Below are 23,918 nucleotides of genomic sequence, written 5' to 3'. Positions count from 1 at the left end.
CAGATCGAAGGAATTCCATGAAGAACCTCCTTGCCTTTGCCGCCCTGGTCACAGCCTCACCCTTGCTCGCCGCGCAGCCGGTCGAAGGCAAATGGATGACCGCCGAAGGCGACGCAGTGATCACTATCGGCGATTGCGGAGAGCGTCTTTGCGGGCGGATCACGAAATTCCTCGTCACACCGCCGCAAGGCGCGGACCAGCGCGACGTCAACAATCGCAATCCCAAGCTGCGCAGCCGCAAGTTAATGGGAATGCCTGTACTGACAGGTTTCACCGAAGAGGGCGACGAATGGCGGGGCGAAATTTACGACCCGAAAAGCGGCAAGACCTACCGCTCGATCATTCGCAGGAAGAATGCATCCACCCTTGAAGTGAAAGGCTGTCTCGGCCCCTTTTGCCAGACCCAGACCTGGAAACGCGCTCCCTGATCTACAGTCCGGCTCGCTCCGCCAGCTGCCGCGCAGCTTCTTCGAAGGACAGTTTGTCTTCCTCGCGGTCGACGGAATAGTTGGCCTCGCGCATGGCACCGACATCTATGGCACCGATCAGGGGTTCGAGCGCGGCAATGATTCCCTCATTGCTCCCAGCGGAAGGGCTGAGCAGCAGCACCGCATCATAGTTGGGAAATGCACCGCGCGGATCGTCGAGGATGGTCAGCTTGTCCGCCTCGATCCGCCCGTCGGACGTATAGGCCCCGATCACATCCGCTTCTCCCGACCGGAGCGCGTTATACATGAAAGTGGGTGAAAAGTTGCGGCGTTCGGCGAAGCGCAGACCATAGGCTTCCCGAACTGCGATCCATTCGGGCCGCTCGAAGAATTCCGGATCGCCGCCAACGGTAAGCTGCGGCGCGACCCGCGCCAGATCCTCGATCGAACCCAACCCGTAGGTCCGCGCACGTTCGCACGTCACGGCGAGGCCATAGGCATTCTCGAAGCCCAGCCGCCCCAGCACATGCATTCCGGTGTTTGCTGTCTCCCACTCTGCAATCTGCTCATACATCTCCTCGCGCGGCAGGTTGTCCTCGCGTTTCATCTGGTTGGCCCAGATCGTGCCCGTATAGTCGACATAGATATCGACTTCGCCGCTTGCCGCAGCACTATGCGCCACCGCCGAGCCGAGCCCATCGCGATATTCGACGGCAAACCCTTCCTCCTCCAGCCGCTGCCCTATGAGCCGCGCCAGAATGTACTGCTCGGAGAAACCCTTGGCCCCGATCACGACCGCATCTTCATCCTCGCCGCTGCCGAATTGCGCGAACAGGGCCGCGCCAATGCCCAGTGCCACAGCCACGAGCCCTCCGAGCCAGAGGCTTCGCCGCCGATCGCGAAACCCGCGTTCGATCGTTCCGAGAATGGTGTCTGCCAATAGCGCCAGGCCAGCGCTGGCGATGCAGCCGGCAAGGACCAGCGCCCAGTTCTGCGTCTGCAGCCCGGCGAAAATCGGATCGCCCAGGCTCTTCTGTCCGATAGTCGTCGCAAGCGTTGCAGCCCCGATGGTCCAGACTGCTGCCGTACGAATACCTGCCATGATATAGGGGGCGGACAAGGGTGCCTCGACCAGCCACAGGCGCTGGCGAAAGCCCATTCCGACCCCATGCGCCGCTTCGATGACGCCCGGATCGAGATTGGCCTGTGCGGTCACGGCATTGCGCAGGATCGGCAGCAGGGCATAGAGCGCAAGGGCGAGCAGAGCTGGCAGGAAACCCAGCGTCGGCAGCCCTTCTCCGAAAACCGATCGCAGCGACAGCAGGATCGGGAAAAACAGCGCAAGCAAGGCCAGGGCCGGGATCGTCTGGACGAGGCTGGCGAAGGCAAGCGAAATGCGGGCCACTTTCTCCGACCGGCTCGCCCAGATAGCCAAGGGCAGTGCGACCACGATCCCCAGTGCGATGGCAGCGGCTGACAGCAAGACATGGGCGGCCAGCTGGTCGCCAAGACCCATCAATGCGCTCCACACGCCGGTCATCGCGACAGCTCCGCCAGCCGCTCGGCCTGGTGCCGGGGCACCGCGACGAGCGCCTGCGCTATCTCTCCGCCGCCGCCCCCTACAAGCGCCTGCGGATGCTCGTCCGCGACGATTTGCCCCTCATCCATCACCAGCACGCGATCGGCCAGCAGCAAGGCTTCGGCCATGTCGTGCGTGACCATGACGCTCGTCAGGCCGAATTCCCGGTGAAGCCCGCGTACCCGCTCGCCGAGCGCGTCGCGCGTGACCGGGTCCAGCGCTCCGAAGGGTTCGTCCATTAGCAGCAGGTGAGGATCTCCGGCCAGCGCACGCGCCACGCCGACGCGTTGACGCTGCCCTCCCGAAAGCTCCTCGGGCATTCGCCGGGCCATCTCCGCCTCCAGTTCCACCAGCTCGAGCAGCTCTGCAACGCGCGAAGTGTCGATTTTCTGGCCAGCCAGCCTCGGCCCGATACCGATATTCTCGGCGACCGTCATATGCGGGAACAGCCCGATCGACTGGAAGACATAACCGATCCGGCGACGCAGGGCGGCCAGCGGCAAGCCGGCAACATCCTCGCCCTCGAACAGTACGCGCCCCGCGCTTGGCTCTACCAGCCGGTTGACGGTCTTGAGCAGCGTCGACTTGCCGGAGCCGCTTGCCCCGACAAGCGCAACGAACTGGCCCGATTCGATTTGCAGAGAAACACTCTGGACGGCATGCGTTTCTCCATAGGATTTCGCGACGTTCTCGAATGCGAGCGCGGGGCCTTCCGAGCCCCTCACTCTTCTTCGTCACCTTCGCTCGGATCCGGTGCCCGATAGGTTATGCGCGTCAGTTCGATCCGGCGGTCTTCCTGCCCGGTGGCAACCATCCTATCGTCATTCACGCTGCCCGGCTGCCAGCAGGTTTCAACACTATTCTCGCCATCTGGTCTCAGGCATATCTGTTTTCCGTTGGGGCCGTCCGAATAGGTCCATTCCCCCTCCTGCCAGGGGTCGCCGTTACGCAAGTCGCGATAGCGCCCCCCGGCGTCGAAAAAGGTGGCGTAGCGCGCGCCGTCTTCGGAAGTGACGCGCCATGCAGTCTCGGCGAAGCCCTCCGGAACAGCTTCGCCGTCTGCTTCTTCTCCAGACATTTCGAGCGCGGTATCGTCCTGAGAGACTGGCTCGTCCTCAGGCGGCGTGCAAGCGCCCAGACCCAGCGCCATGATAGTCGAAATCCTGAAAAAACCCCGCAAACTTCCCTCCATCCGGTCGAATGGGGCGAAGCATAGGAAAAGGAATGCGGATTGGCGAGTGTCAGTCGCTCAGCGACGAGACCGGGACCGAAATCTCTACATCGAGCCCGTCGTCGGAATAAGAGCGCTTGAACCGCCCGCCCAATTGTCCTTCGATCGCCATCCTCAACAGCCGCGACCCGAAGCCTTCGCTGTCTTTTTTCGGCGCGGTTTTGCAGGGCGAAGCCCGTTCTTCCCAGTCGACGCGGATCTGGCCCTCTGCTTCGGTCACAGTCACGGCAACATGACCTTCCTTACAGGATAGTGCACCGTACTTGGCCGAATTGGTGGCGAGTTCGTGGAAGATCAGCGCGAGCGGTGTCGCTGCACGCGCACCTATCTTCACGCCGGGCCCCTTGATCGAGAAACGCTCGCCGCCCTTGGTGTCATAGGGAGCGAGCAAGTCGGTCAATAGCCCCGAGAGCGTTTCTCCGCGCCTATCGCTCATCGGCCTGACATAGTCATGTGCCGTTCCCAGAGCGCGGATGGCATCGGTCAGCTCAGCGGCAAAATCCGCCACCTCTTCACGCCCTCGCGAACGAATGGCGATCAGGCCGGAAACCACGGCGAAGATATTCTTGATCCGATGCGAGAGCTCGCGTGCCAGGAGATCCTGCGATTCCATCATGCGATGGGACTTGTCGATATCGAAGACGGTACCGAACCAGCTGATCGCCTGCCCCTCTTCGACCACAGGTACAGCACGGGACTGGACCCAGCGATAGGATCCGTCCGCCAGGCGGAGGCGCCATTCGTCCTCGAACAGTTCGCCCGCCCCGACCGCGGCTTCAAACTTGGCCAGCGTCGATTCCCAATCATCGGGATGGATCGCTCCCTGCCACCCGGCGGTTGTGGTCGGCGGTTCGAGCCCGGTCAGTTCCTTCCAGCGCGCATTGATATAGGCGAAATTGCCCTTGTCGTCGGCGCGCCAGGCGATGCCGGGGACGGAATCGATCATCCGGCGAAGCCGCGCTTCGCGCAAGGCGATTTCGCTCCTTGCTGCCTCGCTCGCCCGCCGCTGACCGAAGCGACGCATTACGGCGGCCGCCAGTACCGTCATTCCCTGATGCTGGAGTTCGGTAAGTCCTTCCGGCCGCGGTTCGGTATCGATCACGCACAGCGCGCCCAGCGGAGCGCCTTCTTCGGACACGAGCGGGAAACCGGCGTAGAACCGGATGTTCGGTTCACCGGTAACCAACGGGTTGTCCGCAAAGCGTTCGTCCTGCGTGGCATCGCTCACTATCATCGGCTGCGTTTGCAGCATCGCATGGGCGCAAAAGCTCGTGGAGCGCGGTGTTTCACTGACTTCGAGACCGACCTGGGCGAGAAAGCGCTGCCGCGTCTCTTCGACCACGGTGACTGTGGAGACCGGAGTCTGGCAAAGCGCAGCCGCAAAGGTAACGAGCTGCTTAAGTTCGGGATCGCCGAGGAGCCCTTGTGTGCCAAAGGCTGCAAGCACGTTCAAACGCTCGCCCTCGTCGCAAAATGGCGGAGCAGGCGCGTTGCCCTGGGGCCAGAGAGTCTCTTCGAAAGTGAACATGTCCATCTGCGCACGCTGCAATAGGCGATAAATAGCAGAGATACAACGGTTTTACCTATCGAAGAGGGAGCGCTTGGCCAACCTTCTTTCGGGCGCCGATTCAGAGATTTGCGCCCTTCATCACGCTCGGCTATCGGGCGGCGTAGAAAATGCAGGACCTGTCCGGTCCGCCAAGGAGAGACGATTTTGCGCGCTACCCCCGATTTCGATTTCCAGCTCGGCGAAAGCGCCGAGATGATCCGCGAGAGTGTCGGTCGCTTCGCCGACGAACAGATCGCCCCTCTGGCCGAGAAGGTCGACCGCGAAGACTGGTTCCCGCGTGACGAACTGTGGCAGCAGATGGGCGAACTGGGGCTACACGGCATCACCGTTCCGGAAGCGGACGGCGGACTCGGGCTGGGCTATCTCGAGCATGTGATCGCGGTCGAGGAATTGAGCCGCGCTAGCGCTTCGGTCGGCCTAAGCTACGGGGCGCATTCCAACCTCTGCGTCAACCAGATTGCCCGCTGGGGCAATGCCGAACAGAAGGCGAAATACCTGCCCAAGCTGATCAGCGGCGAACATGTCGGAAGCCTCGCGATGAGCGAAGCGAGCGCTGGGTCGGACGTCGTCTCGATGAAGGCGAAGGCCGACAAGGTCGACGGGGGCTACGTACTCAACGGCACCAAGTTCTGGATCACCAACGCGCCCTATGCCGATACGCTGGTGGTCTATGCCAAGACCTCGCCCGAGGCGGCCAGCCGCGGCATCACCACCTTCCTGATCGAGAAAGGCTTTGAAGGCTTTTCCATCGGCCAGAAGATCGAAAAGGTCGGCATGCGCGGCTCGCCCACGGCAGAGCTGGTGTTCGACGATTGCTTCGTCCCCGACGAGAACGTGATGGGTCCCGAAAACGGCGGCGTGGGCGTGCTGATGAGCGGGCTCGATTACGAGCGCGTGGTGCTCGCCGGATTGCAGCTCGGCGTGATGCAGGCCTGCCTCGACACGGTCATCCCCTACCTTCGCGAGCGCACGCAGTTCGGCAAGCCGATCGGGTCTTTCCAGCTGATGCAGGCCAAGGTGGCCGACATGTATGTCGCCCTGCAATCGGCGCGCGCCTACACCTATGCCGTCGCCAAGAGCTGCGACGCTGAGAAAACCACGCGTTTCGACGCGGCAGGTGCGATCCTGCTGGCGAGCGAGAACGCCTTCCGCGTGGCGGCCGAGAGCGTCCAGGCGCTGGGCGGGGCGGGCTACACGCTCGACTGGCCGGTCGAACGCTACATGCGCGATGCCAAGCTGCTCGATATCGGGGCGGGCACGAACGAAATCCGGCGAATGCTGATCGGGCGTGAACTGATCGGGGCGGCCGGATGACCGCACCCGTTCTCACATCCACGCTCGACCGCGAGGCGCCCGACGCCAAGGCACGTTTCGAGCATAACAAGTCGCTGGCCGCCGATTTGCGCACCACCGTTGCCGCCGCCGCGCTGGGTGGTTCGGAAGGCAGCCGCGAGCGCCATGTGGGGCGGGGCAAATTGCTCCCGCGGGACCGGGTGGAGCGCCTGCTCGATCCGGGTAGTCCTTTCCTCGAGATCGGCCAGCTCGCCGCCAATGGCATGTATGGCAAGGACGAGATCAACGGAGCGGGACTGATCGCCGGGATCGGGCGCGTGTCGGGCCGGCAGGTGATGATCGTGTGCAACGATGCCACAGTGAAGGGCGGCACCTATTACCCGATGACGGTCAAGAAGCACCTCCGCGCGCAGGAAATCGCGCAGGAAAATCGCCTGCCGTGCATCTACCTCGTCGACAGCGGCGGGGCGAACCTGCCGCACCAGGCCGAGGTCTTTCCCGACCGCGACCATTTCGGGCGTATCTTCTTCAACCAGGCGAACATGTCGGCGCTCGGCATCCCGCAGATCGCCTGCGTCATGGGCAGCTGCACAGCGGGCGGCGCCTATGTGCCCGCCATGTCCGACGAGACGGTGATCGTCCGCAATCAGGGAACGATCTTCCTCGCCGGCCCGCCGCTGGTGAAGGCCGCGACGGGCGAGGAAATCAGCGCCGAGGACCTCGGCGGCGGCGATCTGCACGCGAAGAAATCGGGCGTGGTCGATCACCTCGCCGAGAACGACGAGCACGCGCTCACCATCGTGCGCGATATCGTCAGCCATCTGGGCGAAAACCACGCCGCGGCCCAAGGTATCGCACTGCGCGAACCGCGCCCGCCGAAGTTCGACGCGGAAGACCTCTACGCCATCGTGCCCGAAGACGTCCGCGCGCCCTATGACGTGCACGAAGTGATCGCCCGCCTAGTCGACGGCAGCGAGTTCCACGAGTTCAAGCAGCATTATGGCAGCACGCTCGTCTGCGGCTTTGCGCATATCTGGGGCATGCCGGTGGCGATCCTCGCCAACAATGGCGTGCTGTTTTCCGAAAGCGCGCAAAAGGGCGCGCATTTCATCGAGCTTGCCTGCCAGCGCCGCATCCCGCTGCTGTTCCTCCAGAACATTTCCGGCTTCATGGTCGGCGGGAAATACGAGGCGGAAGGCATCGCCAAACATGGCGCCAAGCTGGTCACCGCCGTCGCCACCGCGACCGTACCCAAGGTCACCGTCGTCATCGGCGGCAGCTTCGGTGCGGGCAATTACGGTATGTGCGGGCGCGCCTATTCCCCGCGCTTCCTGTTCACCTGGCCCAATGCGCGGATCAGCGTGATGGGCGGCGAGCAGGCGGCCTCCGTACTCGCCACCGTCCACCGCGATGCCGACAGCTGGAGCGATGAGCAGGCAGAGGAATTCAAGGCCCCGATCCGCCAGAAATACGAAGACGAAGGCAATCCCTATTACGCCACTGCCCGCCTGTGGGACGACGGCGTGATCGACCCGGCCCAGACCCGCGACGTCCTGGGCCTCGCCTTTGCAGCGACACTGGAAGCGCCTATCGCGGAACGCCCGCAATTTGGTGTGTTCAGGATGTGACCTTGGCCAAGAATAGCTCGGCAGTCGGCTTTGCCATCCGATCTACAGGAACCGTCCAGGAAACGCGTCAACGCATTCGCACGCTTCTCAAGCCGTTCTTTCACGGCAAGCCCGGCCCACGAGGGTTCTTCATTGGCCCGTGGCTGTTTCTTTGGTCGGGGATTTCAACCCATCTTGAACTCGTCGCGCTAGTGAAGCGTGATGGCTGGACCTCGCGCATCGTAGGTACGACCATCACTCTACCCGTCGCCATTGGCCTGCTCGGCTTGCCAGCTTTCGTAGGGATATGGGCCGTCGACGGGTTAGCAACCGGTGCGCTTTACCCGATGGGTGCGATACCAATTCTGGCAGGATCCATCGCCGTCCTTGTCGCTGGGGGATGGCTTCTCAAACAGGGGGATCAATATCGAAATCCTATGGTCCGGCTGCTGTTGGCAGAATTTGATAAAACCACTCAGATTGAACGAATTGCACCGGTGTCGATCGAGAGCGAGCCAATTTCAATGAGCCTGCAAGTTTCAGGCAGACAGATCCCGGGCCAAGTCACTCCCGCAACTCTCAGCACAGCAATCGACGGCTTGGCCGAAGAATCGGAGGAGTTCGTAATACTCAGCCGGAATGACAACGCTTTCATGCAATGTGCACCGACAGACTTCGGCTATACTATCGAGCAGCGCAGGGAGAGCGATGAACGACCGATGGTAGCTCGACGTCAGTCGGACGGTTCGGAGGATGATTTCGATATCACCGAAGTGAGGATAATATTCTCCGCCTATCTTCACGGTGTGGATTCAGTTCCCGGCGTCGAATGGGTTTGACGTAGCTGACGGAGCGGAACTTCACAGCCCTTTCAGACATTCCTCTTTCATGCCCGTGGGGGTTGGGCCGTGAACAGGAGAATGCCCATGGAAGGCCAGGAAGTCACCATTGCTATCGTGCTCATCGTCCTCGTGGTGGGGGCATTGCTTGCGTGGCTTTTCATCCAGCGCAACCGCACCAGGGAATTGCGCGACCGATATGGCGAGGAATATGATCGCACGCTCGAAGCCAAGGGTGGTCGGCGCAAGGCCGAATCCGATCTGATCGAGCGCGAGGAACGGGTCAAGAAGCTCGAAATCCGGCCCCTTACGTCGGAAGAGCGTGATCGCTTTGCCGGGGAATGGAAGGATACCAAGGCGCTGTTCGTCGACAGTCCGATGGAAGCCGTCAGCCGGGCGGATCGCCTGCTCACCGACATCATGAACCTCCGCGGATATTCGATGGCCGATTTCGAGAAACGCCATGCCGATCTCACCGTCGATCACGGCGACGTGGCCAAGCATTACCTCGCCGGGCACGAAATCGCCGACCGGTCGAGCGATGCCACGACCGAGGAATTGCGCCGCGCCATCAATCACTACGAAGCGCTCTATGGCGAACTGACCAGCGAAGTGGCCGACCGCGACGGGAACGGTGTGGATGACCCGCTGGAATCCGGCACCGGCGCACCCACAAGGCCCAGCATCGACCCGTCATTGGCGGAGCGCGACCGGGTCTGACGCCGCAGTTCCTCTCGCTTTCCCGCCCGGACCTGCTAACCGGACGGGAGGAGAGGGAATGCCGAGCGCCACGAATCGCAAGCCATCGCTGCTGAGCCGTCTCGTTCGGCGAGTGCTGATCTTGCTGTATCGCTGGAAGGGCTGGCGCATCGACGGGCGGCGGCCCGAGGCGCGCAAATTCATAATCCTCGGTGCACCGCACACCTCCAACTGGGACTTCATCTTCTTCATCGGCGCCACGCACGAACTCGGTATCCGACCGAGCTTCATGGGCAAGAGCAGCCTGTTCAAATGGCCGATGACCGATTTCATGCTCGACATGGGGGGCATCCCGGTCGATCGCAGCAGGCGGGCGAATTATGTCGAACAGGTCGCGGCCGCATTCGCCGCGGCGGATGACCTCGCATTGGTGATCGCCCCCGAAGGTTCGCGCACTTTCAAGGGCGACTAGCGCAGCGGATTCTACCATATCGCCATGGCCGCAGGTGTGCCCATCGTGCCCGCATGGGTCGACAATGCGAAGCTGGTCGGAGGCATGGGTGAGCCGATCATGCCGACCGGCGATTACCGCGCCGACCTGGCGAAGATCGCCGCCTTCTACCGTGAAAAGCGCCCCGATTGCGATCGCTTCGTGGCGCTGGAAAAGACCACGCAGACCGTGGGAGAGATGAAGCAATGATCGACGCCCTCCTAATCAACGCTGCGATTTTGGTGTGCGCCACGCTGGTGCTTTGGCTCGTTTCCGTGAAGATCGGCGATGTCTCGTTCATCGATTCCTACTGGGGCGCAGGCATGGCGCTGATGGCGCTCACAAGCTGGCTGCAACTCGAACAACGGGGGCTGCTCGCTCACCTGCTTCTGGGAATGACCGCGGCGTGGGGACTCAGGCTCGGCGTTTATCTCTTCCGCAGGTGGCGCGCGGAAGGCGAAGACAAGCGGTATGCCCGCATGCTCAAGAAAGCGCGCGAAGAGGGTCGGTTTGCTTCGACCGCGCTGACCAAGATCTGGCTGGAGCAGGCCGTCCTGCTGTTTCTCGTAAGCTCGTCGGCGCAGGCTGGCATCCTCGCCGCAGGGGGAGAAGGCCGCCTGACCGTTCTGGCCGTCATCGGCGTGGCGCTCTATCTGGTCGGCATTGTCTTCGAAAGGGTCGGCGACTGGCAGCTCGCCCGGTTCAAGGCCGATCCCGCGAACAAGGGCATGGTGATGGACCGGGGGCTGTGGCGTTACACCCGTCACCCCAACTATTTCGGCGATGCCTGCGCCTGGTGGGGGATCTGGCTGGTCGCCGCCAGCATTAGCTGGGAAGTCGCCCTGTGGACCTTGGCGGGTCCGATCTTCCTCACCTTCACGCTGATCAAATGGTCTGGCGCGGCCCTCTTGGAAAAGGGAATGAAGCATTCGCGGCCCGGTTACGGTGAATACAGGCGCCGGACCTCCGCCTTCGTCCCGATGCCCCCAAAGAATAGCGATTGATTCGAGGCGCGGGGGTTTAACCCCGCTCCTGATCCGCTAAGTGGGCACGAGGAAGCTTCCAATGGAGCCGGGACAGGTGGGCGAGAAGGATATCGATCAGCAGCGGAGGCGCTTTGCTCTCGAGGCAATGGAGCTCCTCGAACGCACGGGCGAGGAAGTTACGCGTGCGCGGCTCGCGGCGGAACTCAACATAGCTCGCGCGCGGATGGAGGCTGTCTTTCCCGAGGAAGGCGATCTGCTGGAGGCGATCACCGCCGAATGGTTCGCGCCCAAGATCGCGGTGATGGACGAGGTAATGGGAAGCGGCCTCCCCCCGCGCCGCAAGATGTACGAATTCTTCGCGCGCCGCTTCGCACTGCTGCGCAAGAACTTCCAGGACGATCCCGCCACCTTCCGCCTCTATGTCGAAATGGGCGAACGGTATTTCGAATATGCCCAGAGTTATGTCGATCTGGGCGATCACTATCTTTGCGAACTGATTGCCGAAGCGCAGGCGGACGGCCACCTCGCGGAGATGGACGTCGACTATGCACGGTCGGTCATCAACCAGATGGTGCTCAGCTATATCCAGCCCTACCTCATCGCGATGATCGGAGACCGCCTTTCCGAGGACAAGCTGGCCCATATCGTCGATGCGATCTTCGACGGGCTCGACGCGAATGACGGCGGCGCACGGGGGACCGGCAAGCTCCACGCCGCCTAGGAGGGGGATTAAATCCCTCCTCCGCTTGATGCATGCGCTGCTTTCCGGAATCACAGCGGCATGGCGATTCTCTCCGACAAATGGATCCGCGAAGCGGCCACGACACGCGACATGATCGAACCCTTCGTCGAGAGCCAGCGGCGTGACGGGACCATCAGCTACGGCCTGTCTTCCTATGGCTATGATGCACGCGTGGCGGACGAGTTCAAGATCTTCACCAATATCGACAATGCCGTGGTCGACCCGAAGGATTTCGCCGCGACCAGCTTCGTCGATCGCCAGACCGATGTCTGCGTGATCCCGCCCAACAGTTTCGCGCTCGCCCGGACAGTCGAATATTTTCGCGTGCCGGATGATGTGCTGGTCATCTGCCTTGGCAAGAGCACTTATGCCCGCTGCGGCATCATCGTGAACGTCACGCCGCTGGAGCCGGGCTGGGAAGGCCATGTGACGCTCGAATTCTCGAACACCACGCCCTTGCCCGCGAAAATCTATGCCAATGAGGGCGCGTGCCAGTTCCTGTTCCTGCAAGGGAACGAGCGGCCCGAAGTGACCTATGCCGACCGCGCAGGCAAATATATGGGCCAGCGCGGAGTGACGCTGCCAAGGTTGTAAGAGCCGGTCCCGACGGGACCGGGCAAGCTTTCGCCGCAGCTTCTTCTGCCGTCGCCCCGGATCAAGTCCGGGGCGACGAAGAGGGTGTGACTGCCAGCTTGCGATGATGGACCGGCCGTTTTCCTACAGGTCGCCAAGGCGCTATCGCATGGACTTTTGCCAACTGACGGTGAATCCCATGCTTCGCTTTCCTCTGCTGCACATCCCAGTCGATGACCGAGCCGCCCATCTGAAAAGTCACACCCGCTGCGCCAAGATTACACTCAAACACCTGATCCTGCGCAGAATCCGCGGAAGGTCACGGGTTTGAAAAGAACGTCCACCGTCAACCCTTCGCTGCTGCTCCCGGCCTTGCAAGCGCTCACGACCAAGCGGCTTTGACTCCCACGGCATCACGGCGCATCACCTCGCCCGAAGGAGAGATTGCATGACCGATGCCAACAATGAAGACAGCCGCGAATTCGATATCATCGTCTATGGCGCGACCGGTTACACGGGACGCCTCGTCGCCGAACATCTCGTTCGCGAATACGGCAATAGCGATCATGGTCCGAAATGGGCGATGGCCGGCCGGAGCGAAGACAAGCTGACCGCAGTACGCGAAGAAATCGGCGCGCCTTCGACGACTCGCATGATCGTCGCCGATGCGGACGATCCGGCCAGCCTCGAAGCCATGTGCCGGCGCACCCGGGTGGTCCTGACGACGGTCGGCCCGTACCAGCTTTACGGCAATGCGCTGGTCGAAGCCTGCGTGAAGACCGGAACCGACTATGCCGATCTGTGCGGCGAACCGGCCTGGATGGCGGAGAAGATCGCCCAGCATCACGAAGCCGCCAAGGCCAGTGGAGCCAGGATCTGCTTTTCCTCCGGTTTCGATTCGATCCCCTTCGACCTCGGCGTGCTGATGCTTCAGAAAGAGGCGGTCACGCGCCACGGTTCTCCGGCGCCCCGCGTGAAGGGTCGCGTCCGCACAATGAAGGGCACCTTCTCAGGCGGGACCGCAGCCAGCCTCGGTGCCACGATGAAGGCCGCGATGAGGGACGCGAAGGTCATTGGCGTGCTGCGCGATCCGTTTGCGCTCACGCCCGGCTTCGAAGGGCCGGAGCAACCTTCGGGCATGGTACCGCATTACGAGGAAGACACCGGCAAATGGGCGGCGCCCTTCGTCATGGCGCCGATCAACACCAAGAATGTCCACCGCACCAACTTCCTCCGCGGCCACCCCTATGGAACCGATTTCCGTTATGACGAGATGGTGCTGACCAGTCCGGGGGATGCGGGCAAGGCCGCCGCCAACGCGATGGTCGAATTGATGAAGAACCCCTTCGGCGCCAAGCCGCCGAAGCCGGGTGAAGGACCGACAAAGGAAGAGCGCGAGAACGGTTTTTACGACGTGCTGTTCATCGGCGAGTGGCCAGACGGAAAGCAGATCAGATATGCGGTGAAGGGCAAGTTCGATCCGGGATATGGTTCGACCAGCCGAATGCTCGGCGAAACCGGCATGGCGCTGCTGCAGAGCAAGGCCGAAGGCGGCGTGGGAACACCGGGATCGTTTCTGGCGGAGGAACTGGTCGAACGGCTGCGCGAACACGCGCATCTGACCTTCGAAGCCGAAGGTTAGAAAGGGGGGCGTCGACGCCCCCCTATCGAAGTTACATGCTCATGCGCACCGCGACGCTGATGTTGCGCCCGGGAAGCGGGACGAAATCCTTCGTGAAGCTGGAATGGCGCCGGCCCTCTTCATCGAAGATGTTCTCGGCCTTCAGGATCACCGCAAGGGTGGGGTCGCTTTCCAGCGGACGCCATGTGGCCGATGCATTGACGAAGGTGAAGCCTTCGGTTGCCGTCTCGAAGGGCGCGACGTCGTTCTGGTCGTCGAACCATTCGACCTCGCCGCGCAGCGTGAGGTTTCCGGTATCCGCTTCCAGCGCGCCCGTCAGGCCTAGCGGCGGAATGCGCGGCACGTTGAAGCCGTTATCCAGTTCGGCATCGATATACTCGCCGCGCAAGTCGGCGGTGAGGTCGAAGCCGGGGGTGTCGATAAAGGTCCAGGCAATCTGGCCTTCGACGCCGGTATAGGTCGCATCCTGCTGGAGGTATTCGAACACCGGAAGACCGTCTTCTTCCAGGCCGGTTTCGCTGAGGTAGATGTAATCGTCGAACCATGACCGGTAGGCGGCCACTGAAAGGTCGACAGGGCCAAGGCTGCCGCGTGCGAACAGTTCGACGCCCCACGCTTTTTCCATGCCGAGGTCGGGATCGCCGATCTCGAACTGCTGCGTCGCGATATGCGGCCCTTCGGAGAAGAGTTCTTCCGCACTTGGAGCGCGAGCCACCCGCGACAGGTTCACGCCGGTCCGGAAGCTCGGCGTTGCCTGATAGGCTAGGCCGACCGCGCCCGAAACGCTGTCGAAATCGCGTTCGATGCCGAGCGGGACGGAGTCCACGTCGGTCATCTCGTAGCGCAGTGCCCCTTCGAGCTGGAGCGGGCCGTTGCCGTATTCCTGCAGGGTGAAGAATGAAATCTGTTCGGTCCGGTTCGGCGCGACATAGGCTTCCGCACCTTCGGCGGCGAAATCGCGGAAATAGTATTGGGTCCCGATCGACCCGCGCAGAATGCCGTCCTGATTCTGGAGCAATTCGGCCCTGGCCTCGATACCCTGCACATCGAATACGGTGCCGACCTCGTCGCCCTCGAATTCGGTATGCGTGTAATCGGAATAGCCGGCCCGGATCTTGAGGCGCTCGAAAAAGCCGTCGCCCAGCATGATGTCGCCGCGCATGTCCGCGCGATACTGGCGCAGTCCGATGCTGACCGTTTCGGGACCTTCTCCCTCCTCTGCGGAGTGGTCCTCGCCTTCATGGTCTTCATGGTCTTCTTCGCCCTCTTCCTCGTGGTGATGGTGGGCGCCGGGCAGGATGGGTACACCGTAAAAGGTATCATAGACTCCCACGGAAACGCCGAGGCTCGAATCGTTCCGGAAGAATGCGAGGCCACCGTTGGCCGACCAGGTTTCCGTACCGCTGTTGAAGAGCGTATCGCTGGCATTGGCCACCTCGCGAAGCTCTTCCGCTTCCTCGAGATGTCTCTCGTCTTCCTCTTCTGCAGCATCGGCGAGCAGGTCGGCGCGCAGATCTTCGGACAGCACGAAACCTGGGACCTCGAGATCATCGGTATGCCTATAAAGGCCATCGGCATGAACCACGAAGCCGCCACCTAGCGGGACATCGAGCGAGGCACCGCCTTCGCGTAAATCCTTCACCGTATCGGCGCGGACCAGGGCATCGAGGTGGAAGTCTTCAGCTGGAATCCGGCGCGGGATTCGTTTGTCGATGACGTTAACGGCACCGCCGATGGCCTGGCTGCCATAGAGAAGCACTGCCGGGCCGCGAAGCACCTCGATGCTTTCCGCCGTTAGCGGGTCGATCGAAACCGCATGGTCGGCGGAGGTATTCGATACGTCGATCGCGCCGATACCGTCGACGAGGACCTTGACCCGTTCGCCCGAGAAGCCGCGCAGGATCGGGCGGGAAGCGCCCGGTGCGAAACCGGTTGCCGTAACGCCGGGAATGCTGGTCAGGACTTCGCCCAGCTGGCCGTCCATATTGGCATCGAGCTCTTCGCCTTCGATCACGTCGGTGCCGGCGAGAAGATCGAACTCGCGCAAGGCTTCGGCACTGACGATGATCGTACCGTCGGCAGCAATGCGGCGATTGTGCAGATCGTCTTCTGCGCTGGTGACCTCGGCCTCGTCTTGCGCGGGGGCATCCTGTGCAATCGTCGGCGCAGCTTGGGTCAGTGCGATCAGGGAAATGGAAGTGGCAAGGCCACGGCGAAGCGAAACGGTGTGATACAACATAACGCGCCTCATAGCGACGCGAAGTCGGAACGCAACCATTGCCGCGATAAAATGCAAATTAGCGCGACGAACGACTTCGCACAGTAAGCCGGACATCTCTTGTCGATAGGAGAAAATGGAGCGGGCGAGGCGATTCGAACGCCCGACCCCAACCTTGGCAAGGTTGTGCTCTACCCCTGAGCTACGCCCGCTCACTGACGCTCGCCGGACCGCATGGCCCGGTGGGGAGGCGCGCAACTAGCAACGGCTTGTGAGTCCCGCAAGCAAAAAAGTGCGGTTTTCGCATGAGGGTTGCGAGCGACACTCCGGCCCTTCACATTGGCGGAGAAAGGCCCACATGGGCAGCCTGGATTTCAACGCGCAGAAAGGCGGTTTACGTGGCGAGCATGGGATTGAGCATCGACGAGCAGAAGGCTGTCGAGAAGTTCAAGCAGGATGTTGTCGAACCATCGATGACAAAGCTCGTCATCCTCGATTTTTATGCGGAGTGGTGCGGCCCGTGCAAGGCGCTTGCCCCGATGCTGGAAAAGGTCGCGGGCGAATATGCCGACAAGGGCGTTGTGCTGGTGAAGGTCGATGTCGACAAGGAACAGTTCATCGCAGCACAGTTTCAGGTCCAGTCGATCCCGACAGTGTATGCCATGTTCCAGGGGCAGCCGGTTGCTGACCTCACGAATGCCCGCAGCGAATCGCAGCTGAAGCAGACGCTCGACCAGATCCTGTCGCAGCTCCCGATCGATGGGGGCGACGCAGACAGTCAGCAGGCACAGGCCGCGCAGCAAGTAGACCAGTTCGTCGCGATGGGCGAGCAGGTACTGTCCGAAGGCGATGCCGCGCGCGCCGCGGGCATCTTTGCGCAGGTTGCCGAAATGGCGCCCGACAATGCCGCCGCGCATGCGGGCCTCATCCGCGCACTCGCGCTGGCCGATCGGGTCGAGGAAGCGAAGGCGGCGCTCGCCACTGCCGAGGCTAACCCTGCATTGGCGAAAGATCCGCGGGTCGAGAACGCCAAGGCGGCACTGGAACTTGCGGGCAACAAGGTCGATGACGACGAACTCGCTGCCCTGCGCGAGAAAGCGCAATCCGACCCTTCCGATATGGATGCGCGCCTGGCCTATGCCGAGGCTGCTTTCGCCGCAGGCGAGCGCGATGCCGCCGCCGACGAATTGCTCGCGATGATCGAAACCGACCGCGAGTGGAACGAAGGCGCGGCACGGACAAAGCTGATCGACATTTTCAACGCCGTAGGTCTCGAAGATCCATGGGTCGTGGCAACCCGGCGGCGGCTGTCCAAGCTGCTGTTCGGATGAGGCCGGTTTGAGCGTCCGCCTGTCCATCTTTCCCCTGCCCGGGGCGATACTGTTCCCGGCGTTGCAATTGCCGCTGCATATCTTCGAGCCGCGCTACCGCGAACTGGTCGGCAGCGCACTTGCCAAGGACCGGCTGATCGGGATGATCCAGCCCCAGCGAAATTCGGAGGGCTCGCCCCTTTACGAAATCGGCTGCGTCGGTCGCATCGGCGATGTCGAAGCGCTCGAAGACGGACGCTACAACATTGTTCTCGAAGGGGTATCGCGTTTCAAAATGGTGCGCGAACTCGATGTCACCACCGCGTTCCGGCAGATCGAGGCTGAACTGATCGAAGACCCGAAGGACGAAGTGCTCGCCAGCGTAGAACGGGCCGGGTTCGAATTCGAGGCCAAGCGGTTTGCCGCCATGCAGGGGTATTCGGTCGACTGGGATTCGGTCGAGCGCCTCGATGACGAGACGCTGATCAACGGCGTCGCGCAAATCGCCCCGTTCGATTCTGCCGCCAAGCAGGCGCTGATCGAAGCGAAAACGCTGTCGGAGCGCTGCGAACTGATGATCCAGTTGATGCAGTTCTTCGCCCTGCGAGACGATGGTGACGAGATCGTTACCCTGCAGTAGGGTTCAAACCCCGAAGCTGCCGCGCAGGCCGTCGATCACATATTGAGCGGCAAGGGCTGCGAGCAGTACGCCGAGCACGCGGGTGATTGCCGCTTCCACCTTGTCCCCGAACAATCGCATGATCGGACCTGCCGCCATCAATGCGAGCATGGTGATTATCAGCACCGAAGCGAGCGCTCCGAGCACGGTGAATGTCCCCGTCACATCTTCGGCCTCGTTCATCAGCAGCATGATGGCGGCGATGGCGCCGGGTCCTGCCAGCATCGGTATGGCCATCGGGAAAATGGAAACATCCTCGACTTCGGGTGTGGCGGCCACTTTCTCGGCTCGCTCTTCGCGCCGCTGGGTGCGTTTCTCGAATACCATCTCGAAGGCGATCCAGAACAGCATCAAACCGCCCGCGATGCGAAAGCTGTCGAGTTCGATGTGCAGCGCCGCCAGCAACTGTTCCCCGAACAGTGCGAAGATCAGCAGGATCACACCTGCAATCACCGCCGCGCGGATCGCCATGATACGCCGCTGGGCAGAGGTGGCACCTTTGGTCAGTCCGGCATAGATCGGGGCACATCCGGGAGGGTCGATCACCACGAACAGGGTGATGAACGCCGACAGGAAAAGCTGGGTCACTTACTACCCTCCATCGGCCATTGCCTGTCCAGAACAAGTTTCCAGGCACCTTCCGTCCAGGCGTAAAGGCGGAAGATGCGCTGAGGTCCGGACATATTCCAACGCCAGGACAGTCGGCCATCGGGCGAAAGCATTTCGTGCATCGACGCTGCGTGTGGTGGAGGCGAACCGGCAGGTCGATCGCAATCGGTCACATGACCCTTCACCGAAATCAGGGCTTCGACCACGATTTCGTCGTCTCTCGGGGCTTCAAGCGGGGTATTCTCCGGCTGCGGATCATCGAGGGCTTTCGCATTATGAACCCAGACATAGTCGCCTGAAGAGTCTTCGCGCCAAGTGGTTACATAGTCGCCCACCTTGCCGTCCGCCGCAGTGAACCGCCCGTCGGAAACGGCGAAGCGGGCATCGCAGCTCACCCAGACAGTCTTGGGAGTCCACGCGGCAACACGGCCATCATCGCGCAGCGTACGCAAGTCCGATACCGGGATCTCGCCTGTCTCCGCGAGAACCATGGCGCCATCCGCTGCAAATTCGGCCATGGCCTCGACCTGTCCGATTTCCTTGGCTCGCTGGAGCATCGCAATCTCGCGTGCCACTACCTCGCTTGGTTGGGCAGCACCCGGAGCATTCGCGAGCACCCGGGAAAATTGTCCTCGAGGTGCCCCAGCCGCGCAGCCAGCCACCAGGCTTGCGCATGCAGCCACCAGGAAAGCGCGGCCGATCACAGCCCGTCCGGAACCTGGAGATCGGCGTTGCGATAGGCAGCAACCAGAGTGTTGCGCAGCAGAACCGCTATGGTCATCGGCCCGACACCGCCGGGCACTGGCGTAATCGCGCCCGCCACACTCTCTGCTCCGGCATAGTCCACGTCGCCGACCAGACGCCCTTTCTCCTCGCCGTCGGTGGGGGGGAGGCGATTGATGCCGACATCTATCACCGTGGCGCCATCCTTCAGCCAATCGGCCTTGACCATCTCCGCGCGGCCCACGGCGGCGACGACGATGTCCGCGCGTTTCACCACGCTGGGCAGATCCTTCGTCCGGCTATGCGCAATCGTTACGGTAGCATTGGCGTCGAGCAGAAGCTGCGCCATCGGCTTGCCGACGATATTCGATCGGCCGATGACGACTGCCTCGAGGCCCGACAGATCGCCAAGACGTTCCGTCAGCAACATCATGCAGCCCAGCGGAGTGCAGGGCACGAAACCGCTTTGCCCGACCGCGAGACGTCCCGCGTTCGTGACATGAAAGCCGTCGACATCCTTGTCGGGGCTGATGCTGGCGATCACCGCCTGCTCGTCGAGATGGTCGGGCAAGGGAAGCTGCACGAGGATGCCGTCGACCGCTTCATCGGCATTGAGCCGATTGACCAGCGCAAGCAGGTCCTCCTCGCTCGTGTCAGCGGGCAGCCGATGCTCGAAGCTCTCCATGCCCGCGGCCACGGTCGCCTTGTGCTTGCTGCGCACATAGACCTGGCTGGCCGGGTCCTCGCCCACCAGCACCACGGCGAGCCCGGCCTTTCGCCCCGCCGATGCCTCGAACTGGGCGGCGTGTTCGCCGACGCGTTCGCGCAGGCTGGCCGCGAAGGCTTTCCCGTCGATCCGCTCTGCCGTCATACGGACATGATGATATTGCGGAGGACGATCAGGATGATCTGCAGGAGGATGATCACTACCAGCGGCGAAAAGTCTATCGCGCCGGTGTTGGGCATCAGGTTGCGGATCGGCCGTAATACCGGCTCGAGCAGGCGATTGATCGCGTCGTAGAACCCCATCAGGAATTCGTTGCGGCCCACCACGTTGAAGGCGAACAGCAGGCCGATGATGAACTGGATGATGATCAGCATCACGAAGATGGACGTGATCATTTCGATGATCTGGTAGAGGGTAATCAGCACTTAGGTCGAACCCCGTTTTCTAGAAAAATGCAGTCCCGATGGTCATGCCTCTACAAGAGCGGATGACACCTCGCCACCCCTAAGGCGCGCTTATCAGCGTTCCCGCGCCGCGTGCGGTGAAGAATTCGAGCAGCATGGCGTGGGGGACCCTGCCGTCGAGCACGACTGCAGCCTCGCAGCCCGCTTCAACGGCGCTGACACAGGTTTCCAGCTTGGGAATCATCCCGCCGCTGATCGTGCCATCTTCGCGCAGCTTCGCGATGTCTACCGGGGTGAGGTCGGTAAGAAGCTTGCCCTCCTTGTCCAGCACCCCGTCGACATCGGTGAGCAGGAGCAGGCGCGCCGCCCCCAGTGCCGCGGCGAGCGCGCCAGCCATGGTATCGGCGTTGATGTTGTAGGTATGCCCGTCCTCGCCGCTGCCGATCGGGGCGATGACCGGGATCATCCCCGCCGCCGTGGCGGTTTCGATGATCGTGGTGTCGATCGCGCTCGGTTCGCCCACGAAGCCGAGGTCGAGCACTTTCTCGATATTGCTTTCCGGGTCCTTCGTGGTGCGCTCCACCTTGCGGGCGGTGACAAGGTTGCCGTCCTTGCCCGAAAGCCCGACGGCCTTGCCGCCTGCGCGGGCGATGGATCCGACGATCGCCTTGTTGATCGCGCCCGAGAGGACCATTTCCGCAACTTCGGCGGTCGCCTTGTCGGTTACGCGCAGGCCGTCGACGAAGCGGGTCTCCACGCCCAGCTTCTCCAGCATCGCGCCGATCTGCGGGCCGCCGCCGTGGACCACCACCGGGTTGATGCCGACCGCCTTCAGCAGCACGACATCCTCGGCGAATTCGCGCGCGGCATCATCGTCGCCCATGGCGTTGCCGCCGTATTTCACCACGAAGCTGCGCCCTGCATAGCGCTGGAAATAGGGCAGCGCCTCGATCAGCGTCTGCGCCTTGGCGCTGGCATCGCGCCGGTCGGTGGCTTCGGTCTGGGTCATCAAATGCAAATGCCTGCGCTATTCCATGGTGGAGAGCGCAGGCGTTAGCCCGACCTTTTCACCGGCGAAAGCCCTTTGGCGTCAATCGGGCGTTTCGTTCGCTTCGGGCGAGTCCACCACTTCGACTTCGCCGCCTTCGGCTGTGACGGTGTTATCACCTTCTGCGCCGCGAACCGGGGGCAGGTCATCACTGGGTGCCAGAGGCAAGTCCTGGTTCAGCCGCTCTTCCTGCGTCGTCGTCGCATAATCGGGGATGTTCTCGATGTCGCCCTGCTGCGATCCGAACAGCATGAAGCCGATGAAAGCGATGGCGAGCAGGGCGATGACCCCCACCCACATCCAGCGGGTCTTGGGAGCCTTGGTGTCGGGGACGGGATCGGTCATGGCGATGTTTCTCCTTCGTGTCCTACCCAACCAATGAGTCGCCATGGCGCCCGTTCCGTTCTTTGGCCCTTCCGCCACGAGGTAAAGGCGCTAGGGTGGCGCATATGAGAACCCTTCCCCTGCTCGCCGCGCTTGCCCTGACCGGCTGCGCCTCCGCCCCCGACGCACCGGCGCTGCCCGCTTCGCAGGAGTCGTTCTGGTCCGCGTTGCAGAGCCATTGCGGCAATGCCTATCGCGGCGAACTGGCCAGTAGCGACAGCCGCGACGCCGATTTCCGCGGGCGCGGCATGATCGCGCATTGGGCGGAATGCAGCGAGACGCGCACGGCAATCGCCTTCCATGTCGCAGCGGCCGACGGTTCCGGCTGGGACCGGAGCCGCACCTGGTTGGTCACCCGCACCGCCGACGGCCTCCGCCTCAAGCACGATCACCGGCACGAGGACGGCACCGAAGACGCGGTCACCCAATATGGCGGCGATACGCTGTCCGCCGGCACCGCGCGGGTACAGGATTTCCCCGTCGACGCCTATTCCATCGCCATGTTCGAGCGCGAGGGGCTGGACGTGTCGGTCACCAATGTCTGGCGCGTCGAGGTCGATCCGGCGGGTACCGCCAATGCGCGCTATGTCTACCAGCTGACCCGCCGCAACGATCCCACCCGCCTGTTCCGCGTGGAATTCGATGCGGGCGATCCGGTGGAAGCGCCCCCACCCGCCTGGGGCTGGTAAACCCGCCTGTTCCGCCGCGCCGTTGTGGAACGCATAATCGGGTTTTCGAACCCGTGACTTTCCCCATTCGCCGCCCGTTGCCTGATAGCCGCGGCGAAGCGCGACGAGATAGGCGAACAGCGCAGAATCGCCGGATTTCCGCCATGTTGCGGTGAAGCGGCCGCGGTATAGTGCCGCCTGCAACCGGACCGGGCGCTGGCGCCTTCCGGCATCGATATCTGTGACTTTCGCGGAAGGCACGTCCGCGGGCCGATGCGGCTTTCCCGGCACCATATCCCACGCCGCTGGTTACGGGACCGGAGCGCGGCTGGCGAGGCGAATAATGCTTCATCGGCAAGGATGGAGCAGATTTTGTCGATGTAGGAAATCCGCTCCACGAACGACAGCGGCCGCCCCGATATGGAGCGGCCGCCGAATTGCGCCGACTAGCGTGGCGCTATGGTATGAGCCTACCTGTTCTGGTTCGGCTCGCGGTCGGACTGGCCGCCACCCTGCTGCTGCTTGCCGCCTTCGTTCTGCTGGCGCTGCTGCTGGTCGCGGTCGGTCTGGTTCTTGTCGCCCTGCTGGGGCTGGCCGGGCTTCTGGTTCTTCTGGTCCATGGGTTCCTCCTTTGAAGGAATGTGGTGCGGGAAAAATGCCGACCACACCGGATCAAGCCACGGAGGACGTTACGGTTTCCTGCCTTGCGCCAGTACGGGCGGGGAATGAGGCAAGTGACGGGAAAGGCGCGAAAGAGGCGGCCGCGCCGCCCGCTTCAGGGCACCTGCGCGCCTGCGGGTGGATATTCGGGGGCGGCACCGTGATCGTAGCTCAGGCTTTCGGTCAAACGTAACCGCCCCTCCTGGGGCATCCAGCGCCATACATGCATATAGCGTGCGCCGCCGGTCATCACCCATCCGCGATCCGCACCGCCCCATTCGAAGAAGATATGCGCACCTTCCTCAAGCGCGCCCCAATCGCCGAGCGGGCGGACGATCCGCGAGCCCGGGACGGACAGGCGGCGGTTGCTATAGCCTTCGTTCTCTCCCCCCGGACCGCGAGCGGTGCATTGCTCCTCGAGGCTGGCGATAAAGCTGGCGCGGTCGGTCACCGCCAGCCCCGCCAGATCGTGGAGCATCCGGAAATCTTCGGTCAGCAGGTCTTCCAGCGCGGTCGGGTCGCAATCTTCGAATGCAGCCCAGAACAGGGCGGAATCCCTGGCGACGATTTCTGCGCGAAGCTCTTCAAGATCGGGGATCGGCGCCGGAGCCGGTTCGAGGGCGGCAGCCTGCGCAAGCAGGGGAAGAAGAAAACTGAACATTGGGTCGATCCTCTCGATGTGTATTGCAAGACTAATACAGGTAGCGACATCGAGGTCAATGGAAGACGCTGCGCGGTCTGGCCCTGCGGCCCGCCCGCAGCATGGGTGCAGGGACCGGCTTTCGCTTGCGCCCGTGCGACGGGCGCGT

General features: G+C 62.5%; 27 protein-coding genes and 1 tRNA gene. 14 read left to right on the top strand and 14 right to left on the bottom strand.

The features are described from left to right. The first annotated feature begins 17 nt into the window (after positions 1-17). Entirely contained in the window at positions 18-428 is a 411-nt protein-coding gene (locus AC13CE_RS04765; protein ID WP_482971682.1) for a DUF2147 domain-containing protein, read from the top strand. A gap of 1 nt (position 429) precedes the next feature. Here the strand turns inward: AC13CE_RS04765 and AC13CE_RS04760 are convergent, their stop codons facing one another. From AC13CE_RS04760 to AC13CE_RS04745, 4 genes are all read right to left on the bottom strand, one after another. Then, on the bottom strand, positions 430-1,968 hold the full coding sequence (locus AC13CE_RS04760; protein ID WP_482971681.1) for an ABC transporter permease/substrate-binding protein: 1,539 nt from the start codon (positions 1,966-1,968) through the stop codon (positions 430-432). Beyond that, the gene (locus AC13CE_RS04755; RefSeq protein WP_482971680.1) at positions 1,965-2,732 is read right to left on the bottom strand and encodes an ATP-binding cassette domain-containing protein; all 768 of its coding nucleotides are present in this window, start codon (positions 2,730-2,732) and stop codon (positions 1,965-1,967) included. Before AC13CE_RS04755 ends, AC13CE_RS04760 begins: the two co-directional genes overlap by 4 nt. Further along, positions 2,729-3,157, bottom strand: a complete 429-nt coding sequence (locus AC13CE_RS04750) for a hypothetical protein (protein ID WP_482971679.1) — start codon at positions 3,155-3,157, stop codon at positions 2,729-2,731. The genes AC13CE_RS04755 and AC13CE_RS04750 overlap by 4 nt, the downstream gene beginning before the upstream one ends. Before the next feature lie 91 nt (positions 3,158-3,248). Then, positions 3,249-4,766, bottom strand: a complete 1,518-nt coding sequence (locus tag AC13CE_RS04745; protein WP_482971678.1) for a sensor histidine kinase — start codon at positions 4,764-4,766, stop codon at positions 3,249-3,251. A 186-nt stretch (positions 4,767-4,952) separates the two neighbouring features. Between AC13CE_RS04745 and AC13CE_RS04740 the strand changes: the two genes are divergently transcribed. The 10 genes from AC13CE_RS04740 (at position 4,953) to AC13CE_RS04695 (ending at position 13,679) form a co-directional block, all read left to right on the top strand. Further along, on the top strand, positions 4,953-6,122 hold the full coding sequence (locus AC13CE_RS04740) for an isovaleryl-CoA dehydrogenase (protein ID WP_482971677.1): 1,170 nt from the start codon (positions 4,953-4,955) through the stop codon (positions 6,120-6,122). Further along, complete coding sequence (locus tag AC13CE_RS04735; RefSeq protein ID WP_482971676.1) at positions 6,119-7,729, top strand: carboxyl transferase domain-containing protein; 1,611 nt, start codon at positions 6,119-6,121, stop codon at positions 7,727-7,729. The genes AC13CE_RS04740 and AC13CE_RS04735 overlap by 4 nt, the downstream gene beginning before the upstream one ends. A 2-nt stretch (positions 7,730-7,731) precedes the next feature. Beyond that, the gene (locus AC13CE_RS04730) at positions 7,732-8,547 is read left to right on the top strand and encodes a hypothetical protein (protein WP_482971675.1); all 816 of its coding nucleotides are present in this window, start codon (positions 7,732-7,734) and stop codon (positions 8,545-8,547) included. Positions 8,548-8,634: 87 nt separating this feature from the next. After that, on the top strand, positions 8,635-9,267 hold the full coding sequence (locus tag AC13CE_RS04725; RefSeq protein WP_482971674.1) for a hypothetical protein: 633 nt from the start codon (positions 8,635-8,637) through the stop codon (positions 9,265-9,267). A gap of 58 nt (positions 9,268-9,325) precedes the next feature. Next, a complete protein-coding gene (locus tag AC13CE_RS04720) occupies positions 9,326-9,718 on the top strand; it encodes a 1-acyl-sn-glycerol-3-phosphate acyltransferase (protein WP_482971673.1) in 393 nt (130 codons plus the stop codon). A 24-nt stretch (positions 9,719-9,742) separates the two neighbouring features. Continuing rightward, positions 9,743-9,946 carry a hypothetical protein gene (locus AC13CE_RS04715; RefSeq protein ID WP_482971672.1) on the top strand — a complete coding sequence of 68 codons (204 nt, stop codon included), beginning with the start codon at positions 9,743-9,745 and terminating at the stop codon, positions 9,944-9,946. Next, the gene (locus tag AC13CE_RS04710; RefSeq protein WP_482971671.1) at positions 9,943-10,740 is read left to right on the top strand and encodes a DUF1295 domain-containing protein; all 798 of its coding nucleotides are present in this window, start codon (positions 9,943-9,945) and stop codon (positions 10,738-10,740) included. Before AC13CE_RS04715 ends, AC13CE_RS04710 begins: the two co-directional genes overlap by 4 nt. 61 nt (positions 10,741-10,801) lie before the next feature. Continuing rightward, entirely contained in the window at positions 10,802-11,443 is a 642-nt protein-coding gene (locus AC13CE_RS04705; protein WP_482971670.1) for a hypothetical protein, read from the top strand. A 60-nt stretch (positions 11,444-11,503) separates the two neighbouring features. Then, positions 11,504-12,058 carry a dCTP deaminase gene (gene dcd / locus AC13CE_RS04700; RefSeq protein ID WP_160728403.1) on the top strand — a complete coding sequence of 185 codons (555 nt, stop codon included), beginning with the start codon at positions 11,504-11,506 and terminating at the stop codon, positions 12,056-12,058. A gap of 427 nt (positions 12,059-12,485) precedes the next feature. Continuing rightward, positions 12,486-13,679, top strand: a complete 1,194-nt coding sequence (locus AC13CE_RS04695) for a saccharopine dehydrogenase family protein (protein WP_482971669.1) — start codon at positions 12,486-12,488, stop codon at positions 13,677-13,679. 31 nt (positions 13,680-13,710) lie between these two features. Here the strand turns inward: AC13CE_RS04695 and AC13CE_RS04690 are convergent, their stop codons facing one another. Beyond that, positions 13,711-15,930 carry a TonB-dependent receptor gene (locus AC13CE_RS04690; protein ID WP_482971668.1) on the bottom strand — a complete coding sequence of 740 codons (2,220 nt, stop codon included), beginning with the start codon at positions 15,928-15,930 and terminating at the stop codon, positions 13,711-13,713. A 104-nt stretch (positions 15,931-16,034) separates the two neighbouring features. Further along, positions 16,035-16,109: transfer RNA gene (locus AC13CE_RS04685), tRNA-Gly, on the bottom strand. 195 nt (positions 16,110-16,304) lie between these two features. Here AC13CE_RS04685 and AC13CE_RS04680 point away from each other — a divergent pair. Both AC13CE_RS04680 and AC13CE_RS04675 read left to right on the top strand, forming a co-directional pair. Next, positions 16,305-17,228, top strand: coding sequence for a tetratricopeptide repeat protein (locus tag AC13CE_RS04680; RefSeq protein WP_482971667.1), 924 nt, complete (start codon positions 16,305-16,307; stop codon positions 17,226-17,228). A gap of 7 nt (positions 17,229-17,235) precedes the next feature. Next, positions 17,236-17,847, top strand: a complete 612-nt coding sequence (locus tag AC13CE_RS04675; protein WP_221540613.1) for an LON peptidase substrate-binding domain-containing protein — start codon at positions 17,236-17,238, stop codon at positions 17,845-17,847. 3 nt (positions 17,848-17,850) lie between these two features. Here AC13CE_RS04675 and AC13CE_RS04670 read toward each other — a convergent pair whose 3' ends face one another. From AC13CE_RS04670 to AC13CE_RS04645, 6 genes are all read right to left on the bottom strand, one after another. Continuing rightward, on the bottom strand, positions 17,851-18,474 hold the full coding sequence (locus AC13CE_RS04670; RefSeq protein WP_221540610.1) for a MarC family protein: 624 nt from the start codon (positions 18,472-18,474) through the stop codon (positions 17,851-17,853). Continuing rightward, a complete protein-coding gene (locus AC13CE_RS04665) occupies positions 18,471-19,070 on the bottom strand; it encodes a hypothetical protein (protein WP_482971666.1) in 600 nt (199 codons plus the stop codon). Before AC13CE_RS04665 ends, AC13CE_RS04670 begins: the two co-directional genes overlap by 4 nt. A 125-nt stretch (positions 19,071-19,195) precedes the next feature. After that, positions 19,196-20,089, bottom strand: a complete 894-nt coding sequence (gene folD, locus AC13CE_RS04660; RefSeq protein ID WP_482971665.1) for a bifunctional methylenetetrahydrofolate dehydrogenase/methenyltetrahydrofolate cyclohydrolase FolD — start codon at positions 20,087-20,089, stop codon at positions 19,196-19,198. Continuing rightward, positions 20,086-20,370 carry a YggT family protein gene (locus AC13CE_RS04655; RefSeq protein WP_337191073.1) on the bottom strand — a complete coding sequence of 95 codons (285 nt, stop codon included), beginning with the start codon at positions 20,368-20,370 and terminating at the stop codon, positions 20,086-20,088. Before AC13CE_RS04655 ends, folD begins: the two co-directional genes overlap by 4 nt. Positions 20,371-20,449: 79 nt before the next feature. Further along, positions 20,450-21,358, bottom strand: a complete 909-nt coding sequence (argB, locus tag AC13CE_RS04650; protein ID WP_221540603.1) for an acetylglutamate kinase — start codon at positions 21,356-21,358, stop codon at positions 20,450-20,452. Positions 21,359-21,439: 81 nt separating this feature from the next. Continuing rightward, positions 21,440-21,742 (bottom strand): hypothetical protein, encoded by a 303-nt coding sequence (locus AC13CE_RS04645; RefSeq protein WP_482971664.1) that lies wholly within the window; start codon positions 21,740-21,742, stop codon positions 21,440-21,442. A 104-nt stretch (positions 21,743-21,846) separates the two neighbouring features. On the opposite strand from AC13CE_RS04645, the gene AC13CE_RS04640 reads away from it, so the two are divergent. Then, on the top strand, positions 21,847-22,470 hold the full coding sequence (locus tag AC13CE_RS04640) for a hypothetical protein (RefSeq protein ID WP_482971663.1): 624 nt from the start codon (positions 21,847-21,849) through the stop codon (positions 22,468-22,470). 449 nt (positions 22,471-22,919) lie between these two features. On the opposite strand, the gene AC13CE_RS04635 is transcribed toward AC13CE_RS04640, so the two are convergent. Both AC13CE_RS04635 and AC13CE_RS04630 read right to left on the bottom strand, forming a co-directional pair. Then, the gene (locus tag AC13CE_RS04635) at positions 22,920-23,069 is read right to left on the bottom strand and encodes a hypothetical protein (protein ID WP_482971662.1); all 150 of its coding nucleotides are present in this window, start codon (positions 23,067-23,069) and stop codon (positions 22,920-22,922) included. 155 nt (positions 23,070-23,224) lie between these two features. Further along, the gene (locus AC13CE_RS04630; protein WP_482971661.1) at positions 23,225-23,770 is read right to left on the bottom strand and encodes a nuclear transport factor 2 family protein; all 546 of its coding nucleotides are present in this window, start codon (positions 23,768-23,770) and stop codon (positions 23,225-23,227) included. Positions 23,771-23,918 lie beyond the last annotated feature (148 nt).

Source organism: Qipengyuania sp. B-5 (assembly GCF_056857815.1).
This window is presented reverse-complemented; position numbering and strand designations above follow the sequence as displayed.